Annotated in this window: 26 protein-coding genes and 1 tRNA gene; 16 read left to right on the top strand and 11 right to left on the bottom strand. The window is 65.6% G+C overall.

The genetic code is table 11. The features are described from left to right. Positions 1-109: 109 nt before the first annotated feature. Positions 110-244, top strand: coding sequence for a hypothetical protein (locus tag NFL01S_RS37340; protein ID WP_280508674.1), 135 nt, complete (start codon positions 110-112; stop codon positions 242-244). Here the strand turns inward: NFL01S_RS37340 and NFL01S_RS16875 are convergent. Further along, on the bottom strand, positions 232-678 hold the full coding sequence (locus NFL01S_RS16875) for a nitroreductase family deazaflavin-dependent oxidoreductase (RefSeq protein WP_174555695.1): 447 nt from the start codon (positions 676-678) through the stop codon (positions 232-234). The two genes, NFL01S_RS37340 and NFL01S_RS16875, sit on opposite strands and share 13 nt — an antisense overlap. Before the next feature lie 124 nt (positions 679-802). On the opposite strand from NFL01S_RS16875, the gene NFL01S_RS16870 reads away from it, so the two are divergent. After that, positions 803-876 (top strand) — tRNA-Ile (locus NFL01S_RS16870). Positions 877-927: 51 nt separating this feature from the next. Here NFL01S_RS16870 and NFL01S_RS16865 read toward each other — a convergent pair. Beyond that, positions 928-2,130, bottom strand: coding sequence for a site-specific integrase (locus NFL01S_RS16865; protein WP_062976344.1), 1,203 nt, complete (start codon positions 2,128-2,130; stop codon positions 928-930). Further along, entirely contained in the window at positions 2,123-2,731 is a 609-nt protein-coding gene (locus NFL01S_RS16860; protein WP_062976342.1) for a helix-turn-helix domain-containing protein, read from the bottom strand. The genes NFL01S_RS16865 and NFL01S_RS16860 overlap by 8 nt, the downstream gene beginning before the upstream one ends. A gap of 128 nt (positions 2,732-2,859) precedes the next feature. Between NFL01S_RS16860 and NFL01S_RS16855 the strand changes: the two genes are divergently transcribed. The 10 genes from NFL01S_RS16855 (at position 2,860) to NFL01S_RS16810 (ending at position 8,363) form a co-directional block, all read left to right on the top strand. Then, positions 2,860-3,060: a helix-turn-helix transcriptional regulator gene (locus NFL01S_RS16855; RefSeq protein ID WP_062976340.1), complete on the top strand. Its 201-nt coding sequence runs from the start codon at positions 2,860-2,862 to the stop codon at positions 3,058-3,060. 89 nt (positions 3,061-3,149) lie between these two features. After that, positions 3,150-3,581: a hypothetical protein gene (locus NFL01S_RS16850; protein WP_157116607.1), complete on the top strand. Its 432-nt coding sequence runs from the start codon at positions 3,150-3,152 to the stop codon at positions 3,579-3,581. A gap of 64 nt (positions 3,582-3,645) precedes the next feature. Continuing rightward, a complete protein-coding gene (locus NFL01S_RS16845) occupies positions 3,646-3,945 on the top strand; it encodes a hypothetical protein (protein ID WP_062976336.1) in 300 nt (99 codons plus the stop codon). A 72-nt stretch (positions 3,946-4,017) separates the two neighbouring features. Beyond that, positions 4,018-5,460, top strand: a complete 1,443-nt coding sequence (locus NFL01S_RS16840; protein WP_210744734.1) for a hypothetical protein — start codon at positions 4,018-4,020, stop codon at positions 5,458-5,460. Positions 5,461-5,586: 126 nt separating this feature from the next. Then, positions 5,587-5,841, top strand: a complete 255-nt coding sequence (locus NFL01S_RS16835; RefSeq protein ID WP_062976332.1) for a hypothetical protein — start codon at positions 5,587-5,589, stop codon at positions 5,839-5,841. After that, on the top strand, positions 5,838-6,203 hold the full coding sequence (locus NFL01S_RS16830) for a WhiB family transcriptional regulator (RefSeq protein ID WP_062976330.1): 366 nt from the start codon (positions 5,838-5,840) through the stop codon (positions 6,201-6,203). Before NFL01S_RS16835 ends, NFL01S_RS16830 begins: the two co-directional genes overlap by 4 nt. Then, on the top strand, positions 6,182-6,604 hold the full coding sequence (locus NFL01S_RS16825) for a hypothetical protein (protein ID WP_062976328.1): 423 nt from the start codon (positions 6,182-6,184) through the stop codon (positions 6,602-6,604). The genes NFL01S_RS16830 and NFL01S_RS16825 overlap by 22 nt, the downstream gene beginning before the upstream one ends. Next, positions 6,601-6,885 (top strand): hypothetical protein, encoded by a 285-nt coding sequence (locus tag NFL01S_RS16820; protein WP_157116606.1) that lies wholly within the window; start codon positions 6,601-6,603, stop codon positions 6,883-6,885. The genes NFL01S_RS16825 and NFL01S_RS16820 overlap by 4 nt, the downstream gene beginning before the upstream one ends. Then, positions 6,882-7,340, top strand: a complete 459-nt coding sequence (locus tag NFL01S_RS16815; RefSeq protein ID WP_062976324.1) for a hypothetical protein — start codon at positions 6,882-6,884, stop codon at positions 7,338-7,340. The genes NFL01S_RS16820 and NFL01S_RS16815 overlap by 4 nt, the downstream gene beginning before the upstream one ends. 177 nt (positions 7,341-7,517) lie before the next feature. Next, on the top strand, positions 7,518-8,363 hold the full coding sequence (locus NFL01S_RS16810; protein WP_062976321.1) for a phage major capsid protein: 846 nt from the start codon (positions 7,518-7,520) through the stop codon (positions 8,361-8,363). 372 nt (positions 8,364-8,735) lie between these two features. Here NFL01S_RS16810 and NFL01S_RS16805 read toward each other — a convergent pair whose 3' ends face one another. Beyond that, positions 8,736-9,944, bottom strand: a complete 1,209-nt coding sequence (locus tag NFL01S_RS16805; RefSeq protein ID WP_063915970.1) for a helix-turn-helix domain-containing protein — start codon at positions 9,942-9,944, stop codon at positions 8,736-8,738. Between the two features lie 166 nt (positions 9,945-10,110). Between NFL01S_RS16805 and NFL01S_RS16800 the strand changes: the two genes are divergently transcribed. Beyond that, the gene (locus NFL01S_RS16800) at positions 10,111-10,434 is read left to right on the top strand and encodes a hypothetical protein (protein WP_062976318.1); all 324 of its coding nucleotides are present in this window, start codon (positions 10,111-10,113) and stop codon (positions 10,432-10,434) included. Between the two features lie 135 nt (positions 10,435-10,569). On the opposite strand, the gene NFL01S_RS16795 is transcribed toward NFL01S_RS16800, so the two are convergent. From NFL01S_RS16795 to NFL01S_RS37785, 3 genes are all read right to left on the bottom strand, one after another. Continuing rightward, a complete protein-coding gene (locus tag NFL01S_RS16795) occupies positions 10,570-10,791 on the bottom strand; it encodes a hypothetical protein (protein WP_062976316.1) in 222 nt (73 codons plus the stop codon). Between the two features lie 585 nt (positions 10,792-11,376). After that, on the bottom strand, positions 11,377-12,957 hold the full coding sequence (locus NFL01S_RS16790; RefSeq protein ID WP_174555694.1) for a PD-(D/E)XK nuclease domain-containing ATP-binding protein: 1,581 nt from the start codon (positions 12,955-12,957) through the stop codon (positions 11,377-11,379). A gap of 169 nt (positions 12,958-13,126) precedes the next feature. After that, entirely contained in the window at positions 13,127-13,471 is a 345-nt protein-coding gene (locus tag NFL01S_RS37785) for an arabinosyltransferase C-terminal domain-containing protein (protein WP_084492746.1), read from the bottom strand. Here NFL01S_RS37785 and NFL01S_RS37780 point away from each other — a divergent pair. Beyond that, positions 13,421-13,771, top strand: a complete 351-nt coding sequence (locus tag NFL01S_RS37780; protein WP_247606189.1) for a hypothetical protein — start codon at positions 13,421-13,423, stop codon at positions 13,769-13,771. The genes NFL01S_RS37785 and NFL01S_RS37780 overlap by 51 nt on opposite strands. 126 nt (positions 13,772-13,897) lie before the next feature. Here the strand turns inward: NFL01S_RS37780 and NFL01S_RS16775 are convergent, their stop codons facing one another. The 3 genes from NFL01S_RS16775 to NFL01S_RS16765 all read right to left on the bottom strand — a co-directional run bounded on the left by NFL01S_RS16775 (position 13,898) and on the right by NFL01S_RS16765 (position 16,904). Further along, positions 13,898-15,760: a caspase, EACC1-associated type gene (locus tag NFL01S_RS16775; protein WP_168433900.1), complete on the bottom strand. Its 1,863-nt coding sequence runs from the start codon at positions 15,758-15,760 to the stop codon at positions 13,898-13,900. A 5-nt stretch (positions 15,761-15,765) separates the two neighbouring features. Then, entirely contained in the window at positions 15,766-16,131 is a 366-nt protein-coding gene (locus NFL01S_RS16770) for an effector-associated constant component EACC1 (protein ID WP_157116604.1), read from the bottom strand. A 137-nt stretch (positions 16,132-16,268) separates the two neighbouring features. Beyond that, entirely contained in the window at positions 16,269-16,904 is a 636-nt protein-coding gene (locus NFL01S_RS16765; protein WP_062976306.1) for a maleylpyruvate isomerase family mycothiol-dependent enzyme, read from the bottom strand. Positions 16,905-16,974: 70 nt separating this feature from the next. Here NFL01S_RS16765 and NFL01S_RS16760 point away from each other — a divergent pair, with 70 nt between their 5' ends. Together NFL01S_RS16760 and NFL01S_RS16755 are read left to right on the top strand one after the other, a co-directional pair. Continuing rightward, positions 16,975-17,889: a MerR family transcriptional regulator gene (locus NFL01S_RS16760; protein WP_062976304.1), complete on the top strand. Its 915-nt coding sequence runs from the start codon at positions 16,975-16,977 to the stop codon at positions 17,887-17,889. A 289-nt stretch (positions 17,890-18,178) separates the two neighbouring features. Next, a complete protein-coding gene (locus tag NFL01S_RS16755; protein WP_062976302.1) occupies positions 18,179-18,868 on the top strand; it encodes a nucleoside/nucleotide kinase family protein in 690 nt (229 codons plus the stop codon). Here the strand turns inward: NFL01S_RS16755 and NFL01S_RS16750 are convergent. Next, positions 18,825-19,757: a PfkB family carbohydrate kinase gene (locus NFL01S_RS16750; RefSeq protein ID WP_062976300.1), complete on the bottom strand. Its 933-nt coding sequence runs from the start codon at positions 19,755-19,757 to the stop codon at positions 18,825-18,827. The genes NFL01S_RS16755 and NFL01S_RS16750 overlap by 44 nt on opposite strands. Between the last annotated feature and the right edge of the window lie 84 nt (positions 19,758-19,841).

Here is a 19,841-nt window from a genome sequence, read left to right as displayed (position 1 = left end):
GAAGAATTTCGGATAACTTTCGAATTCACTTCCAAATCAACGTAATTCATGAACTGGCATAGACCATTCTCGGGTGCAGCGTTCACTCGCCCCCGTTACTGTGCGTGCCGTGGTTACCGCATTGGTAGTACTCGCAATCCTGATTCTCGTTGCCTCCGTAGTCCATCTCGCCAGCCGGCCACCGGAGGAACTCGTTTCGCGCAGACAGCGGGTGCGGGCCGGATCGGACACCTACTCCGACTGATCCGCCACCGCGGGCGAAAGCACCACCACCGCAATCGGACGCCGGGTCTTCTTCTGATACTCGCTGTACCGGCCCTTGTTCACCGCGTCCACCAGCCCCCAGCGGCGCGCGTACTCCGGATCGCCGGGCAGGCTCGCCCGAGCCACCACCGGAAACGCGCGCCGCCCCACTTGGATCTCACATTCCGGCCGCGCCTTCACATTTGCCAGCCACCCCGGCGGCCGCGGCGACCCGCCGTTGGATGCGGTCACCAGAAAATCCGTCCCGTCCTGCGCGTAGGTCAACGCCGAGGTCCGCGGTAATCCGGTCTTCCGCCCCACGGTCCGCAACAGCAGCGTCGGATTCCCGAACAGCAGCCGATGCCCCACCAGCCCACCGCTCTTCTCGTAAATCCACTGATGCGCCTGCAACGCCCGTACGAACAACCCGGCCACAAGCCCTCCTCCGCTCGGCAACATCCCCACCCTAGCCACCCCACCGAGAACCACACCCCGCCTGATTGGCCCCCGCCCAGTCAACCGGGTACCATCCCACACCTGCGGCCCCTGGCCGCGACGAGGGGCGGTAGCTCAGTCGGTTAGAGCCGTGGACTCATAATCCATTGGTCGTGGGTTCGAGCCCCACCCGCCCCACGTCAGAGCCCATTTCCGAACTTACGGGGATGGGCTCCCATCGTTTATTCATCATTTTTGGACCAGCGTTCGGTCCAGCATTGCGGCAACCTCGGGGTGCTGGCGGCCCCGGCCGAAATACCGGTCCTGCGTCATGGACACGTGAGCGTGGCCAAGGTGATCGGCACCGACCCGGGCCGACAGCGACGCATCGTCTATCAGCGTGGCAAGGGACTTTCGGAATGAATGGCTCGACGTATCCGGTAGGCCGAAGTGCTCGCGGACCTTGCGCCACTGTTTGCCGAAGTTGCTCGGATCCCGCAGCGTGCCCGTCGTACTCGGGAAGATCACCCCGTCATTGCTCGGCCGCGGGTCGAGACTGCGCGCGGCCAACATCGACATGACGAACTGGGGGAGCGGCAGCAATCGTGCGCCGGCATCCGTCTTGGTGTCCTCCACACGGACCAGGCCGATGCCCTTCACGCGCACCACTTTCGCGTGAATGCGCGCCAGCTTCTCGCGCTCGTCGATGTCCTCCCACCGCAACGCCATCAGTTCCGATCGGCGTAGGCCGGTGCCCACGAACATCACGATGGGGTCGGCGAGATCGGCGTCTCGGCAGTACTCGGCCAGTGTCCGGCCGTCGTCGTACTTCGCATCGCTTTGGCGGATATCGACGAGTAGGTTCACCAGCTGATCGGCGGTGACGGCCGCAGCACCTTTCGGGCGTGCCTTGGATTCGATCCGGGACACGTCTGCGACCGGGTTCCGGTCCATCGCCCCGGCCAGTACCGCCAGTTGCAGGGCGCCGCGTAGAACCGTCTTCGCCTGGCGCGCCATCGTGGCACCGTGGTCCTGGCGCATCGCTCGAATGGCTTTGTCGATCCGGCCGCCATCTGCCTCCTCGACACGCAAGGCGCCGATCTTCTTCTCGAGCTTCCCGACTGCGAACCGATAGGTGTCGAGCGTGACCGATGATCGCCCGTCCTCCTCTAGCCGCTGGAGGTGTATGCGGCACAGCGCGGAAACCCTTGTGGTCCCGTCGATCTCGCTGTTAGTTGGCGTGCGCCGATCCTCGATGGCCTCAAGTAGGGCATCTTCGGCGAGCTTGCCGTATCGGTCGTCTTTTCCCGCCGGCGTCTGGCGTTCGACGATCCGAACTACGCCATCGTCATCACGGAACCGGCACCGGGCGAGCCATGTTCCGTTTCCGATGCTGGTTCGTGTGATCTTGCCGTGTGCGCCGATTCGCAGCGGCGGGCGTCCTCTAGGCATCGTTGCCTCTGCGCTCTACCTCGTCGGCGAGGAGATTGACATAGGCGGTGACCTCCTCGAGCCGATCTCGCAGGGTGGCGGCCAAGAGCCCGGGTTCTATGCCCTCCTCCTCGAGGATGGCGGCCCGCGCATGGATCTGCAGCTCGGAGAGCTTGCTGACGGCCGGATGCCGGAAGGTTTGGTGCAGTCGTTCCTCTGACTGGCGGAACCATGCCGGCGCCGCCTCGAGCAGTTCCTTTCGCGCGTTCTCATATTCGACACCCTCCGGCACGGATAACGGCTGAGTGCCGGCGAGCCACGAGCGCAGGGCGGCCGACCCCACGTCCTCCATGTTCGGCGCGATAGATACCCGCCCCTCGTCCGGTGCGGAGAGAAAGTCGGCCGGGCTGGCGTTGAGTGCCGCGGCGAACTCCAGCAGGTTCTCCGCGGTGACAGTCCGCTTCCCCTTCTCGATGTTGGTGATGCCCGACGGCAGCATCGGTGCACCGATGTCGCCGAGCCTCTCGGAGAGTTGGCGCACGGTGAGGCGCCGGAGATTCCGAATTCGAACCAAGTTGTCGGCGATCAGGGAGGGTACGGTCCAACTCTGCTGTGTTCGCATAGGGCGAACAATAGTTCCTCATTGACAACCAAGGCAAGGGTGATGCACTCTGATGGCACGTTCGCAATTTGCCAACAGAATGCGGGCGTAGGCAAACATTTGATCGCATTATTCGAACGGAGGGCTTGATGGAGGCCATCTCGGATTGCTGGCTGACACGCCAAGAACTGGCTGATCGGTTGAAAGTGCCGGTCGCAACCGTGTCTCAGTGGGCTACGCGCGGCAAGGGCCCTCGCTTCGCACGCATCGGGAAGTACTCGCGCTACCGGCTCAGTGACGTGGTGGCGTGGGAGAACTCCCAGGGCGTCGGTGGATCGGACGCAGCCTGATGCCCATTGCGCCCCCGACAGAAGAAAACCCGGAGCGGGTGCCACCGCTCCGGGTCAATGAAACCCGCTCACCTCATGAGGAGATTTCCTTGAACCACGATATCAACCCCGCCCCGTTGCGTCCCGGCGAACTGCTGTTCAGCCGCACCTCCGGTCTGTCGGGTGAACTGCTGCCTGACGCTGGCGATGGGTGGGCCCGGATCCGCGAGACCCGCAGCGGCCTCACGGTCGTCTGCCGCCCCGAAGATCTGGAAGCCGTCGACCGCCGCGCTGAGATCGCCGAGCGTGCCGAGCGGGAATCGACCGCGGTCTACTGCAACATGTTCGCCACCGCCCGCGCGGCTGGGGTGACGGATGCGCAGCTGGCTGACCGGTCCGGGGTGCCGGAACACACCATCTCCGCGGTCGGCGACGGTGACGAGGAACTGAGCGTCACCCAATTGGTGCTGTTGGCGCTCGCGCTGGACGTCCGCCCCGGCGAGTGGTTCCGTACCGCCGATGTGCCGGAGGTGACCCGGTGATCATCGCCATCGACGAACTCCTCGCATGGATCGAGTCCTTGCCCTCAGTGCGGGAGGCGAGCCGATGACCAAGCAGTGGTTCAACCCGGACGAGTGGCGCGAGCAGCGTTATCAGCCTTCCGAGATGTCGCAGCGGTATTTCCGCGACCAGTACCGCATGCATGCGGAAATGCGGCTGGCGCAGCTGAATGCCCTGTTCGTCAACGGCGATGAACTGGCGTTCGCGAAGTCGGCGCAGTCCTTCGCTGATTACGTGGCGCGGCTGGATGCCCAGCTTCGGGAGTCGCTGACCGGCGGGCCTGCGCTGGACGAATCGGAATCCGCTCGGGCCGCACCGGTCCGGCGCGTCCGCCGAGTCTCGTAACCCGCACGCATCGAAACGGCCCGCCTCCACCAGGTGGGGGCGGGCCGTACGAGCAAAGGAAAGGAGCTGCGAATGACCAACGTTCGCGAGCCCAGCATACCCCAAGGGGGTGTATCGGGTGTGCGTGTAGCCGATCGCCTTCCCGAGCCCACACCGCATTGCGCAGGTCATTCGCACTACGTCCCGGACTGCTCGGAATGCCAGATCGCGTATACCTTGCGATACGGGCCCGTTGCCGCCGAGCGGCCCGGCCTCGATATGTCACCGGCCGCCCCGGTAAGCGATGGAGACACGGATGGCGACCCGTTCGAGTGGATCTGGGACACCAGGCCGGTCCTTGGGGATATCCGAGACTTCGCACGGGCGCGGCAGGCCGGTCCCTGGGCAACCCTGGGCGTGGTGCTCGCACGGGCCGTCGCGGCAACCGAACCGAATATGGTGTTGCCGCCGTTGGTTGGCTCGGACAAGTCGCTGAATCTGTTCGTAGCTCTGGTGGGCTCGTCGGGCGGCGGCAAAGGCGCTGCCGAGGGTGCCGCCGCCGATGCGGTTGAGTTCGTCGACGGTAATGGGCGCCAGATCATCATCGAGGAGTTCCCGGTCGGGTCTGGCGAAGGGGTCGCGCGAACGTTCTTGCCCTCCGATGAGCCGCGCACCCGGGCACTGTTCACCGCGGCCGAGGTCGACACGGTATCGGCGCTGGGTGGGCGCAAGGGGTCCACACTCATGCCTGAGCTACGCAAGGTCTACGCCGGTGAGCAGATCGGTTTCGCCAATGCCAGCAAGGACACCCGAACTCCGCTCGCGGCACACAGCTACCGTGCGTGTCTGACCATCGGTGTGCAGCCCCTCAAGGCTGGGCCCCTTCTTGACGATGCCGACGGTGGCACGCCTCAGCGGTTCCTGTGGTTGAAGGTCACCGACCCGTACGCACCAGCCGGACCGCTGGCCGCCCCCGAGCCGGTACAGGTGAAGGTCAAGGCCTACACCGCCGCCCGAGTACGGGTAACGGTCCCCGATATCGCCCGGGACGCGATCCGCCGGCATCGTCTCGCAGTGCTCCGTGAGGAGGACGTAAATCCTCTGGACGGTCACCGGATGCTGACCGCGCTGAAGGTGGGCGCCGCACTGGCAATCCTCGATGGACGGATCGAGATTACGGAAGAGGACTGGAAACTCGCTGGTGCGATTCTCCGAGTATCGGACCACACCCGCGCTCAGGTTCAGCAATCCGTAGCCGAGCAGTCGCGCAGCGCCAACCGTGCCCGCGCGCTGGCCGCGGCTGAACGCAATGAGGTCATCTCCGATCACGCCGAGCAGCGAGCCCGGGATCGGGTCCGTGGGTCCGTCCTGCGATACCTCGACCGGCGCACCGTGGCGACCAGGAAGGAACTCCGAGTGAATCTCCGCAGCGAGCTTCGGAGTCTGCTCGATTCCGAACTCGGCGAACTGGAGTCGGAAGGCGCGATTTCCTACGACGGAACCGTCTACAGGCGGCCGGAGGGGAGGACGGAATGAACCGGGGGGGAGGACATCGCGTACCCCCCGTCCTGTGCAGGTCAGAAGGGAGGACAGAGGGAGGACGCGCGTCCTCCCCTCCAGTTCTGTCCTCCCGTCCAAGCCCATTCACTGAAGGAGGCTCCTATGTCCGAACAGCACGCCCAGCGGGGCGCATACATCACTGCTGATGACTTGCTCGACGATCGACGCGACTGGCTCTCTGTCCATGTCGTGGAAGTCCAGCCCGGCGCCTACGACATCGTGCTCCGGATCGACGGAACGTATTTCGACCGAGACACCGCGGACGAGGTAGCCAAGTCCTTCACCCGAGACGTTCGCGCCCTGCTCGACAGCCTCGATCCCGATCGGTTCTTGACCCCGCCCAACAACGCGGCATGACCCGCCACCCCAATGCCGGATTCCCGGCCGTGGTGCAGCTGGCCGCCCGGCTCGCCGACGACCGGCTCATCGGTGCCGAGTGCATCGGCTTGGCTCGGCTGTTCGATCCCCGCGGCCAGCACGAGGACGACAGAGCATTCGCCTACCGCACCGCGGCCGCTGGGAAGGTCTGCAACCGGTGCCCGGTCCGGCGCCCGTGCGCCACCGTGGCCGCCGAGCTCGACCGAACCGCGGTCGGTATCTGGGCCGGGGAAGTCCGCGACGCCCCGAAGCCACGCGGCCGGCCGAAGAAGTCCGACCCGTCAGAACCCGCTACGCCCGACTATCGAGAGGAAACCCAATGCCCACCCGTGACGCACTGAACGCAATCATCGTTGCCGCCGAGAACTACGACAACAACAACCAACTGCACGCGGCTATCCGCATCCATACCGCCGGTCTCGGCCCCGCTGGCCTGCTCGACATCATCTCTGGTCTGGCCGGTTTCGCTGCGGCCGCCCTCGCGGACATGCGCCGCGAAGCCTCCGCAAAATACAGCGCCGAGAACCTGAGCACAGCCCGGCGTGAAGCGATCGCCCTTGCCGCTGCGGTGCTCGACTCCCGCGACCGATTCACCCGGGAACTCAGCGAGACCCAATCGGACCCGCGTCTACTGAGCGCGGCCGCCGCCCAACTGTTGGCCTACACCGCACAGTGCATCCCCGGACTCACCGCCGACGAAGTACTGGCCGCGGCCAACGCTGCCATTGGGGACACCCAGTGATCGGCGTAGGGCCCCAGCTGCCCCAGCCGGACCCGCGGGGCTGGCTGACGTTCGAGTCACTACCTGCCGACGTGCAGCGGCTCGAGGACTCGCGGCTCATGGCCGATTTCGAGGAAGCCGAGAACCACCGCGGGAAGTGGACGCGACCGGCTACCGACACCGAGCGCGCCCTACTCGAACACCTCGGCTACGAAGCGCCGGCCGAACTGACAACGACCGTCGACTACAGCGCCGGTATCCGCCGGCGCCGCTGGCTCGAACTGGAAGGAACCGCACCGTGACCACACCGGAACCCACCACGGAACCCGTAGAGCCCACGGTCGACGACCCGGCCGCGGTCGACCCGTCCGAGCAGGACGACGGTAAGACAAAGCCGGGCGCGGAAGCCGCGAGGTACCGCCGGCAGTTGCGCGATACCGAAGCCGAACGGGATTCACTGCGCGAACGCATCACCGGATACGAACGTGGAGAAGCCGAACGACTGGCCGCCGCCGGGCTGGCCGACCCCACCGACATGTGGGCCGGGGGAGTGCGGCTCGACGACCTCCGCGGTGAGGACGGGCAGATAGACCCCGAGAAGGTAGCCGCCGCCGTCTCCACGCTCACCGAGCAGCGGCCGCACTGGCGCCGACCCACCACCCCACGGCCCGACATGCGCCAAGGTGGCGGGCACGCCGACTGTCTCAGCTCCACTACGCCGTGGCACGAAGCGCTCAGCAACCGCCACCGGTCATAAGGGCAACGCCGAACCTCCGCGGCCCCGTGTGAGGTTCGGCGTAGACTCCATGATTGCGAGGACATCGGTAGCCAGGTGCACCGGTCCACCGCACGAAGCCCCAGGACGGGCACCGCGCACAGCCAGGCGCCGGCGCGGGACACACACTCCCCCGTAACTCGTCCTGGAGGAATATCCATGGCTGCCGTGTCCCATACCTCGACCGGAGTAGCAACCGCGTTCACCCCCGACGATGTGGCCGCACTCGTCGTCCAGCCCGCAATTCAGATGTCTGTCGCTATGCAGGCCGCTACCGTCGTGCCTACCGATTCGACCTCGCTGCGGTTCCCCATCATCACCGACGACCCGTCCGGTAGCTGGGTCGCAGAGGGCGCCGAGATTCCCGTGAGCGACGCGGAATCCGACGAGATCGTCGTTACCCCGTCCAAGCTGGCCACCCTCACCGTCATCTCGTCCGAACTGGCCGATGATGGCAGCCCCGAGGCACAGCAGGTGATCGGTGACGGGATCGCGCGAGATGTGGCGAAGAAGATCGACGCCGCATTCTTCGGCAACACCACCACCAATGGACCATCGGGCCTGCTCAGTATCACCGGTGTGCAGACGGTGGACACAGGAGCATCGATAACGAACACTGATGTCTTCGCCGATGCTCTCTCGAAAGCCGAGACAGTCGGCGCGGTCATCACGACGTTCGTAGCCAATCCGGCCGACATTCTGACGCTGGCGAAGGTCAAGAAGGCCACCGGAAGCAATGAACCCTTGCTCGGCAACGATCCGACACAGCCCACGCAGCGCACCGTTTTGGGGGTGCCCCTCGTTCCGAGCGCGGCCGTTTCCGCCGGCACAATCTGGGCCATCCCGCGCGACCGCGTGTTCATCGTGCTGCGCAAGGACACCTCGATCATGATCTCCGAGCACAGTCATTTCACCAGCGACCGCGTGAGTATCCGCGCCATCACCCGCGCCGGCTTCGGCTTCCCGCACCCCGGCGCGCTGGTCCGCATGCACGACGCGGCCTGAGCCAGCCGGCACCATCGCCCCGAACCCCTCTGGGAGTCGACGCCGGGCAACGCTGAGCCAGCCGCCGCCACGCCGACCCCAGGGGGAGGGGACCTCGACCCCCGACCGCCTCCGCCCCGACAGAGGGCGCTAACCCGCGCGGAGGGTTCAGACGTTCACCAGTGCTGGTTTTCGGCCTGCCTGGGGGTGCCTATTGCTCCCCGGGCACCGTTGGGCCGTCGAAGGGTGTCGGTTCGGCAGACACCCTTTGCCGAGTGAGTCCGGCTCACGCTCAACTGTTGCTCCGCGGGCAACGGTAGGCCGGTGCCCCACGGTTCAAGGGGGTGTCAATCTGGCATACCCCCTTGCTGAGGTCAGCTCAGCTGATACCAGCTACTGACCGACGCCGCACCACGCGGCGAACCCGCGCAGGCTCTCGGTGCTCCGCGCTTCCTGCCGCGCCAGCACTCGCACCGTCTCGTGCACCATCGGGTGGTACCGCGTCTGTATCGGCGCGATCTTGCGGGCCGAGTTCAATGCGTCGAGAGTCTTTGCCCGGTCGCCGTGCAGCAGGAAGCCGCGCGCCAGGTCGATATACAGATGACCCGCCCGAGACTTCGGCGTGGACGCCGGCACCGGCAGATTCCGGGCCCGGTTGATCCCCTCGGTACCGTCGAGCATTTCCACGGCCAGCCCGACCGACCAAATACCGACGTTCGTCGGGCCGAAGTAGAACACCGGTTCGTGGTAGTCCGGATCCCCGACCCGCGCCGCAGTTTCCCGAGCTTCGGCAAGGTGCGCATCCGCTGTGTCCCGGTCACCGGCCCGCGCCGCGGCCAGCCCGGATTGCAGGTGCAGACCGCCCCAGCTCACGAGGTGTTCGGTGTCGTCGTTCCCGAGCTCCGATTCCAGTTCGGCCCGGCAGCGCTCGAGGTAGACCAGCGCGGTGTTCCAATCGCCTGTCGAGGTGAGGATGGATGCCCGGAAGTACTGCGCCGAGGTCACCCACAGGCGGCTACCGGTGGACGCGGCCGCCCACCCGAGACGCTCGATAGCCACCGTCATCAGATCGGTGTATCCGAGCTTGTGTGCCAGCCCGCGGGCACACAGGTACATCTCGCACAACAGTCGATAGGCGCGCTGCAGGTTGCCGCCCTGCTCGCTGTGGACCAGGGCCCGCACTTCGGTCATGAGCACCGGGAGATCTTGGGACATCTGCCGCAGACTCGACGCGCGCCGCAAGGTCCGCATCCGCTCCACGTCCGCGGCTACCTCCGCGATCGCCCGCGGCTGGAGTCCTGCCGGCGGAATGTCGTAGGCGGCCAGTTCGCTACGGATCAGCGCGATACCGGAGGACACTTCGGTTTCGTCACGTGTCGTTCGCGGGTACGGCTGGCCGAGGATTTCGGCCGGACTGGTCTTGAATGCCTTGGCGACCGAGGACACGAACGCCGGGGAGGCCGGCGCCCGTCCTTGCTCCACGGCGCGCACCAGCGATACCGACACGTTCGCTTCCTGCGCCAGCCGGGGCTGTGTCCACCCGGCAAGCTTGCGTTCTTCTGCTACCCGCTGGCCTATGCCACGGTCTGTGTCCCTGCTCATCGTGGCTCCCATCGTGGCCGCCCCCTACCAACCAGTGTGACAAAACAATTGGTAATCCACAGCCGGGCCGAGATTGAACCTGAAACCAGCACTCGGGGCGGGTTGAACCCCGACGCCCGCCCCGAGTGTGACCACCACACAACAGAGCAGGGGACAGGGGCGCATCATGGACGGCGTACAGCCGAAGGCGATCGGACTGGTCCGGCGGACAGTGACCGCCCGCGGGCCGGATGTTCACGAGATCGCCGACCGGCACGGATACCGGGTAGTGATGAGCGTTGTTCTCGATACGGGGCCCCTGGTCTCGGCTCTGGTGATCGCCCAGCACGTCTACGAGCATCGGGCCGAGGCCGTGATCGTGCCGAGCTTCGAGCACGCCGACCCGGTGCGGCACATCATCACCGATCTGTGCGACCTGGTGACCCCAATGCAGACCTACAAGCGTGGGTACCGGTGGCCGCTCATCGACATCGACGGGCCGCTGTCCTGATGGCCGCGAATCTCGCCCTGGTCGCGCTCGCGCTCGGGCTGGCCGGGCTGACGGTCGCGCTGTTCCGCGAGTAGATGACCTTCACGGTGAAGGGCCGCTGATGCGTCGGCAAACTAGCTGACCCCTGTGACCAGCTCAGTTGTGCCAGGAAGCCGGTACGGACCGGGTGATTCGGAACGCGCGGCACGAGAACGAGCCCTGGCGCGTCGGATCCACCTCGATATCCACTGGCATGCCGATGTCGGCGGTGCCGTCGTCGAGCGTGGAGATGTGGAACCAGACGAGCGTTCCGGCGTCGGTGCGAACTACGCCGGTGCCCCTGGCCGGGCTCCAGCGCCAGACGATGCCACGGTTCATGCCAAGCCTTTCTCGATGACGCTGTGCCACAACTGCCCAGGTCGCGCAGGTTGCCGGCGTCGACAACCTGCGTGACACCGCGAAGGTTGCCGGGGGTACTCACCATCGAGTACCCCCGGCCGATCATTTTGTCGGCGCCGGCAATATGGTCCCGACCGAGAGTTTTTCGGCGATCGCCGGAACCGTTGAGTCATCGTTTATTCAGCGCGTATGGGTGAGATTCGATGAGCAACGTCACGCTATAGATGACAATCGTTCTCTACGAAATACACTGTGCGACAACGTCATATGAGAAACGATGAGATGTGACGAAACTGGTCGGCTCATAATCCATTGGTCGCGGGTTCGAGCCCCGCCCGCCCCACAAATGGCGCTCTACCAGCGAAAACGTCGGAACGCGGCAACCAATCCGATTCAGAACGTTGCTGCCTCGGCAACGTATTTGCCGGCGGACTGCTTTTGCTGCCGCTGAGAGGCCGACCGAGCCCAGGGCACGATAGCCCGGTTAGGAAACCGGGGAAACGTCACTTTGTGCGAGTGACTTTGCCGGAAGCCGCGGAGGTCGGCCGACCCCCGTCTTCGGGTTCAGGCGCGCAGGAGGGTGATGGTGCGGCCGGAGGGGCTCGTGGCGTCGCTGAACCGGGTGCGTTCGGTGATGGGGGCGGCTTTCTCGCGGCGGTCGAAGATCACCAGGACACCGGTGGGCAGATCCACCCGGTCGAGGTAGCCGTCCAGTTGGGCGAGTCCTTCGCCGAGGGGGTCTTTGTGTTTGTCCCGCCAGACTTTGAGTTCGAACGCTTCGCGCTGTTCGGCGCGCCGGCCGTCGGAATCGGTCCACGGTTGGCGGATGAGCAGGTCGATGCGGCCCCGGCCCACACCGTATTCGCGGTCGATATAACCGCCGCCGTTGACGATCCGGTGTAAGAACGCCATCAGGACCAGTTGTGGGGCGACTTCGTGGTAGCGCTGGTCACCGGCGAGAATTTCGCCGTTGAGTTTCCAGAAGGCGGCAAATTCGGTGAGTAGACGCGGGAAGTCGAGGCGGCCGTCGGGGAGCCGGAATTGGGACGGCCCTGAGGTTATGTTCTCCTCGATGCCCGAGCCGAGGACGCGGACAATGACCTCGTTGTAGATGGGGTTCGCCACTCGCAGGGGTTTCGTTCGCGCGACGAGGCCGAGGTCGCGCACGTAAGCGACGGCGTCGTTGAAGGCGGGGTCGGCGTCGATGTATCGGCCGGCGATCAGGGGCTCGATCACCCGTTGCACAACGGGATCGGTGAGTTTGTCGACCAGGGAGTCCAGGTGGGTGGCGCGGGCGACGATCATTCGCTCCTTGGCTCGGTCGATATGTTCCTCGGTGATGGTGGATTCGATCCGCATCCGGCGGATGATCTCGGAGGCGAGGGCATTTACGAGCCAGGGTTGGCCCTGGGTGTAGTAGTAGGCGAGGTCCAGGGCGCGGGGGCTGAATTCCTGGCCGGTCTCGGCGGTGTGCTGGGTGTAGAGGGCGATGACCTCGTCGCGGGTGAAATCGCCGAGACGGATGGAGTCGACTTTGATGTTGAACGGGCTGGGGCTGCCGAGTCGGGTCGGGTCGCCGCCGGAGGCGGCTTTGTAATCGCGGACGTCGCGCAGCCCGCAGAGGGCGATCGAGTGCACGAAACCGGCTCGGTTGGTGGTGTAACCGGCCCGGAGTTGCCGCAGGGTGTTGAGGAGAGCATCGTCGCGCAGGGAATCGATTTCGTCGAAGAACAGCACGAGTGGGCGCGGGCATTGCGCGACCCAGGCGGCGAGTCCGATGCCGAGAGCTGTGCCGGGTGGAGCGTCGGGCCACGGGCTCGGGGGCATCATTTCCGGTGGTAGATGTGCGATCTGTGCAGCAGCGCGGATCTGGCCGAGGAGAGCTTGTTCAGTGGCGCCGACATCGTGGGCGAAGGAACTGGCGGCCTCGCAGGAGAAGTGCAGTGCGAGGTAGTCGCCGGCGGCGGTGAGCTGCCGGGCCAGGTCGGCCAGGCTGGTGGTTTTGCCGGTCTGCCGGGGCGCGTGCAGTACGAAGTATTCGCCGTGTGCGATGTAGTCGCAGGCGTCGGGGATGCGTTCGAGGGCGGGCAGCATGTAGTGCATCTGTGGATAGCACGGCCCGGCGGTGTTGAAGTACTTGCGCATGATCCTCCCCGAACTGATCACGGGCCGCCCGGTGCGGCCGCGCGGGCGTCAGCCTACTGCGCACCACCGTCACCGGCAGGAACAGTGTTGCCGTGCCGCGTAAGCTGGCCCGTGCCGAGTTACGACGTGGTGACGGCGCATCCCGCGGGTTGGTGACGCAAACAGTCTCCTACCTGATGGCGAAGTTCAGTGGCCCCGGATTCCACAATCCGGAACGACGCACTGTATTTGTGCTCGGCCGTGCTTCGGTGGCTGCCGGGTCGTATGGAACGAGTCTGTGGATCTCACCCCAGTTGCGTTTCCAGTCGTCACGCAGGTATGAGGGCATGACCGCGGAGCGGGTCAGTAGTTCGGCGTAGCCGAGCGGCCCGCCGGAAGCGTGGCTTTGCCAGTTCGTGGTCATGATGGTGGCCGAGAATTCCGGGGTGATGCGGTACTCGGGCGTTTCGGCGACACCGTACCTGTGTCGCATCGGTTGCTGGCACGGGAACTGCAGGCCGACGAGCCGATCCATCAGTACCGGGCGGGTGTGTCCGAGAGCGAGTCGAGGAACTGTAGTCGCGGTACGCGCGGTGGTGTCACGGCCATCCACTGCGCCGGGTCCGAACTGTCGACCGACGCGACGATACGAACCGAATCGGCCTGGGCCGGTAACTGCTCGAGCTGGACTTCGGGGCCGGTCCCCAATGTCGCCGTGGTCCCGCTGGCCGGCGGGCAATGGCAGCCGGCCACGCGTCACGAGTACGGGCTCGCCGTGGTCACTCCCGGCCGTGTCGCCGGTCTGCGCCTCACTGCCGACCTGGTTTCGGCGTGAACAGCGGCATCATGCCGTCGAGACCGGTCGTCACTGGGCCTATGGCTCTGCTGTTTCCGGGTATACCCGGGCACCCGCTCGCGGGGCGGCGCATCCTGGCAACCGACTTTGCACAGTTCGGTTATGTCAATTCTGTTGTCGATTCGGTCCGGGCGGCATCGCCGACCGGGCAGCGTTCTGCCAACGTTCGGCTTCCGCGGGGTCGCCGCGCCGCTTCAGGAGCGTCGCCAATATGCTCATGCCCTCGACCTGACCGGCTTCGGCGGAGGCGCGACACACCCGTTCGGCCTCGTCCCATTGTCCCCGCTCGATATGCAGTTTGACCAGGTCGAACACGCCGATGGTGGCACCGGCCCGGATACCCCTCCGGTACCAGTCTTCCGCCTCGCTGGTGTTGCCGGACTTGTCGTGCAATCTCCCCACCTCGACCATGGCTTGCCCGTCGCCTTTCCGGGATGCCAGATGGAACCACCGAGCTGCTGAGCCCGCATCGCCGTCCGCCATGAGGGCTTTGCCTACCGCAACCATTCCACTGGTGCTGCCTGTTTCTGCGGCAGCATGGAACCAGCGGAGAGCTTCGGCATGCTCGTTGCGTTCCTCGTGCCGGCGGCCGAGATTGATCATCGCGTCGGGTTCGTGTTCGGCAGCCGCCCTTCGGAGCCACGTTTCGGCTTCGACGTTCATGCCATGGTCGGCGCACAACAACCCCAAGCACGTCCATCCGGCCGCGTCACCTGCATTCGCGGCTCGCTCATACCACGATATAGCCTGCTTCAGGTCGCCTCGCCGTTCACACAACGCACCGAGCCTGATCATGGAGCTTGCCAGACCGTCACCGACCGCGGCCCGGTAGAAATGCTCGGCCTCCTTGTTGTTTCCGAGCTTCTCGAGCACCTCGCCCAGCCGTTCGGCCGCTTGCGATTGCCCTGCTGCGGCCGCTTTTCGGTACCACGATTCGGCTTCGTCCAGATCTCCTCGATTGTCCAGGAACAAACCGAGGAAGAAGATCCCGTTGGGAAGTCCACTTCCGGCCGCCTCACGGAACCAGCGTTCGGCCCGCATATCGTTACCCAGTTGCTGGTGGTGGACGCCGAGCATCACCATTGCTTCGGTGTTACCGCGAGAGATCGCCCGCAGGTACAGCTGTGCTGCTGCAGCCGGCTGACCTTCTGATTCGAGTTGGCTGCCCAGCCGGTATACCCCGTCCACGTCGGTGAGGCCGACCGGCTCGCTCGTGCCGCCGGGGTTATGCCAGGAAGCGTTGCGGACCAATGAAAGCCGGCCGATCGTGTCGCTGCCGCTCAATCGTGGTTGTGGCAGTCCGGCACTGCGCAGTCGGTAGCGCAGTTGTTCGTAGAGCGTTGTGATATCGATCAGCTCCGGGCCGTCGGCCAGCCCGGTCCTGAGGATGTCGACGAGCTCGCCGGTGTACGCTGTGAACACAGCCCCCGCCGGAGCCTTGGCCATCTCGTTGTCTTTCGTAGCGGTCAGCACGCAGGTGCCCCTGATGTCGAGTTGGCCGACGACCTGCGTGGTACTTCCGGCCATCATTCCGATGGCTCGCCCACTGAAACAGCAATCGAGTAGCACGACCTTGCTACGAGCTTCGGAAGACAGCATGGCGCGACGTAGGTCGTCGTATGCGAGCGCGGTGAAGTGCGCACGATCTTGCAACGCATGGGAGGTGGCCAAGTAGAGATTGCCGTCAACGGACTGGTCGACAATTCCGTGCCCCGCGAAGTAAACCAAGAGCATATCGGTCGCCTGGGCAGCGATATCCTCTATTCGGAGCGCCAGCTCTTGGGCATTCGCCGGGTCTTGTATGACTACGCAGTGGTCATCGGGGAGACCCGCGAGTGAAGGATCAGTGAGGATCTCGTGGAGCGCATCGAGATTGTTCGGCACCGCCGGTAGATCCGCGAGCTGGTCGTCCTCGGCATACTTGCCCACGCCGATCAGGCATGCCCAGCTCCGGGTGGGATCTGGCATGACCATTACAATTTCTCCGTCGCCTCCCGCAGCGCCTCGACTACGGCGTGTGGGTCCTGGAGGCGCTTCGCGTCCACTTGGACGGTGCCCTTCTTTCCGCGGAAGGTCACCTTCACGTCGGAGGTGCGGTGGCGCACCCAGACACTCAACGATGTGGCCAACACCACGGCACTACCGGAATTCAGCGCTATCACCAGTGTCTCGCTCACCGTGCCCATGTCTTCCGGGCCGGGAGTCGCCGACGCCGGTTTCGGCATCGGCAGGTCATCTTCGCGTTGGAGCCAACGGAACAAGGACCGAATCTCGGCACCGGGATCCGACGTGGACGACACACTGATGGCAACGTCTACCGGATTTTCAGCGAACGACACGATACAACCATACTCGGTGCAGTTCGATGCCAGACGTATTCGATTGAATCCGTTGATTTTTCGGGGTTTGCGCGTCATCGGCTGTGGACAATTGCTCGCCCGGAACTCGATCACAAGCGCGGAGCGAGTTCAATGTTTTATTGCAGTCGGGTTGAACAGCCCGGGCGCAGGTTCGTAACGGATTTCCGGCCGGTCACGAGGAGTAGCATGTCGGCGATCGGGGCGCGCAGTGTTGTGCCGGAGCCTGCGGACCAGTCTGTGTCGGTGGCGGTCAAGTGGTGGGCGGCGAGAGTGCGGCGGGCGTGGAAGGGCCAGCCCATTTCCCAGACCCGGTCGATGGACCAGCGGGCGGCGTCGATCGGCATGTCGCGGTGGATTCCCAGCGGGGCGGCGATGTCGTGGCCGTGTACCAGTAGATCCATCAGGCGATCCACGGCGTTGGTGGCGATCGGCCGGTGCCGGAGGCCGGTGATCGCACGGAGTTCGGTCAGCAGGTTTTCGGGGGAGTTGCGGTCGGCATAGCGGATGGCGGTGCCGAAATTCATCCGGGTGATGCTGCCGCGTGCGCGCGCCGTCTGCCACAGCAGCCAGGGGAGTTTCGCTTGCGAGGTGAGCAGGATATGGGCGACCACATCCCGGACCCGCCAGCCTTCGCGCAGGGAAGGGTGATCCCACTGTTCTGCGGTCAGTTCGTGCAGTAGTCCGGCCGGGCTGGTGCGTTCGGCAGCAACGGCCGTCCAGGCGAGTTCTTCGGTGGTGGCGGTGACGTTCATCGGTCGACCTCCTGTGCTGGTTCGTTTCCGGTAGCGTAGGAATTCCAGTCGGGTGGAGGTTCCAGTAGTTGTGTCCGGCATCACTTCGGGTGCGGTGGGGATCGGGGAAGCGTCCCGGCGCACCGGCGTTCCGGTGCGGACCATCCGCTTCTATTGCGACGTGGGAATCCTCGCGACGCAGCGCACGAGCGGTGGGCATCGGATGTTCATATCGGATGCGCTCGACCGGTTGGTGCTGGTGCGGGAACTGCGCGTGGTAGGTCTCGGACTGGCCGCGATCGCCGACGTGCTCGCGGGCGTGCGTGCTGTTCCGGAGGCTGTCGCGGTGGAGCGTGCTGCGGTGGAGGACGATCTCGCTGCGCTGTCCTGGCGGTATGCGGTGCTGGTCGCGATCGAACAGGCCGATGACCCGCTGGTGTTCACGGAGCTGGCGGCAGTGGCCGAGCGTGGCGCGGCCCGCACCGTCCTCATCGACTTCTGGCGCCGGATCCTGGCCGCCATGCCGGCTTCGATGTTCGACGGTTTCGTCGAGATGGATATTCCCCGGGCGCCCCCGGTCCCGTCGCCGGGTCACGTTATACGGTTTGCCGAACTCGGGCAGCTGGCGCGATCACCGGAACTGGTGCGGGTCGTCTCCCGGCAGATCTGGGGAGCGGGGGAATGGGCGATACGGAACCGGCGAGCGTTTCTCGCCGACCTCGCGCCCGCGCACACCGCTGCGGCGGAGCGGATGATCGCCGACGACCCGCCGGAACCGGGGTCGGAATTGGACCTGTACGTCGCCGCGCACGCGACGGCCCGCGGGCGCCGCGATACCGGGGGTTTCCGGTGCGAGCTGGCCCGCGGTGTCACCATCACCGATCGCACGGCAGCGCGCTATTGGGTGCTCACCGCCGAGGCGCTCGATACCCCCTACACCACGGGCGGTGTCCAGAAGTGGCTGGACACCGCCCTCCTGCGGTCGCTCGAACCGAGTCACGGCTGATGCGGTGGGGCGGACGGGGGTCTGCGGGGTATCAGTGCAGGTCCAGCACTGCTTTGCCGTGGAGACGGCGTGCCAGTAGAGCCTCGATCGCTGTGTCGGCCTCCGACCCTCGCCCTCGCCTCGCTCTCGATATCGCCGTCGCCGCCTTCTGCTGCGCGCTCGACACCTGGAGCGCGGGGCCAGGTGATGCTGGTACGGCCACGCTCACGAGTCATACGCGGGCCGCCTTCGCTGCCGTGCCCGGGGCCCTCACTCTGGCCGTGAACTCGCGGGCGGAAACCGGAGTTCGATGAACGAAGAAACCCGCTCGCTCGTGACGGTCGGCAATCTCGCGCGGCAGGTGGTGTCGGCCGCGGACCGGGCCGGCCCCGGTCGCCGGTACCTGCTGGGGATCGCCGGACCGCCCGGGGCGGGCAAGTCCACTGTCGCGGCGCGACTGTGCGCGGCCCTGAACCGGTCGGACGCGGACCTGGCCGGGGTCGCGCCCATGGACGGATTCCACCGGACCACAAGCGAACTCACTGCGACCGAAGACCTCGAAAGGAAAGGGCAGCCGCAGACGTTCGACGTGGCCGGATTCATCACGAGGCTGCGCGCCATTCGGTATTCGGTGCCGGATACTCCGGTCGGGTGGCCGGTCTACGACCGCGAGAGACACGACCCTGTGCCGGACGGTGTGGTTTTCCATAGGCAGCGGATCGTCGTCGTCGAGGGTAACTATCTGCTGCTCGACGAACCGGGCTGGCGGGACGTGCGAACGTTGCTCGACGAGTGCTGGTACCTGGATGCCGGGACGGCGTTGATCGAGCGGCGGCTCTACGAACGGCATCTCGCCGGAGGGAAGGCTCCGGAAGTCGCGCGCGCACGGATCACGCACAACGATCTGCCCAATGCCGAGCTCGTCGCCGCAACGCGTGCGCGGGCCGATCTTGTGCTCACACCCAGGGGCGAGAAGTACCTCGTCCGGGTAGCTCACTGAGACGAGTGCACCATTCCCGGGTGCCGAAGAACCGGCAGGAGAAACTCGCCACCTCCGACGCCGATGTCAGCGCGCGCACGAAATCGTGGCCGGTACTGGTGAAGTAGGCGAACGCGCCGTGCAGGATATCGCCCGCGCCCAGGGTGTCCACGGCATCGGTTTCCGGGATACCGATGCGGAATTCACGGTTACCGGTGAGTCCGATGATCGGTTTGCCGCCGTTCGTGATCGCGATGTTCTCGACGCCCGCGCCGCGTAGGTATGCGAGCACGGCGTCGGTATCTCCTCCGGCGATACCGGGTGGTGCGAAGGCTGCGGAGCAGATCGCCGACCCGATATGCGGGAGCAGGGCGACGTGGGAGTCTTTGAACCGGCCCGCGTCCAGAACCGTCGCGATGCCGAGTGAGCGGGCCCGCTCGCACAGGCCCGCGGCCAACCCCGGATAGTGCCCGTCGACCAGCACGACGTCCACCCCGGACAGCAGGTCGGCGAGATGCCGGTCGTACTCGACGGCGATCCGGGCTCCGTCGAGCGAGACGATCGTGCGCGTGGCCGCCGATTCCGCAACCACAATGGACGATACCGGGGGCTGGTGGTCACTACCGGCGCAGACATCGACGATCCGCACGCCGTGCGCGGACAGATCGTTGCGGATCAGGTCGCCGAGCCGGTGGGTTCCCACCGCGGTGACGAGGGTGGGGGCACCACCGAGTGCGGCATACGCAACCGCGGCGTTGGTGGCGGGCCCACCTGCGCCGGTGAATTGATCGCGGGCCTGGGTTTTCGTGTCCTCCGCGGGATAGCCGTCGACGAGGTAGGCGATATCCAAGGTCGATATGCCCGCGAACACACCGGTTTTCGGCACACTCGGTGTACTGCCTTGGTTCATCTCGACTCCTGTTCGCTCACGTCACCGATAGCGGCCGGATCGATCCGGCCGGGCTGGTCACCGGCCCACGATGGGGCCGCCCGA

The sequence above is a fragment of the Nocardia flavorosea NBRC 108225 genome, from assembly GCF_001613385.1.
Taxonomy (GTDB): Bacteria; Actinomycetota; Actinomycetes; order Mycobacteriales; family Mycobacteriaceae; genus Nocardia; species Nocardia flavorosea.
Note: the sequence above shows the minus strand (reverse complement) of the source record. Positions and strands in the feature narration are given on the sequence as shown.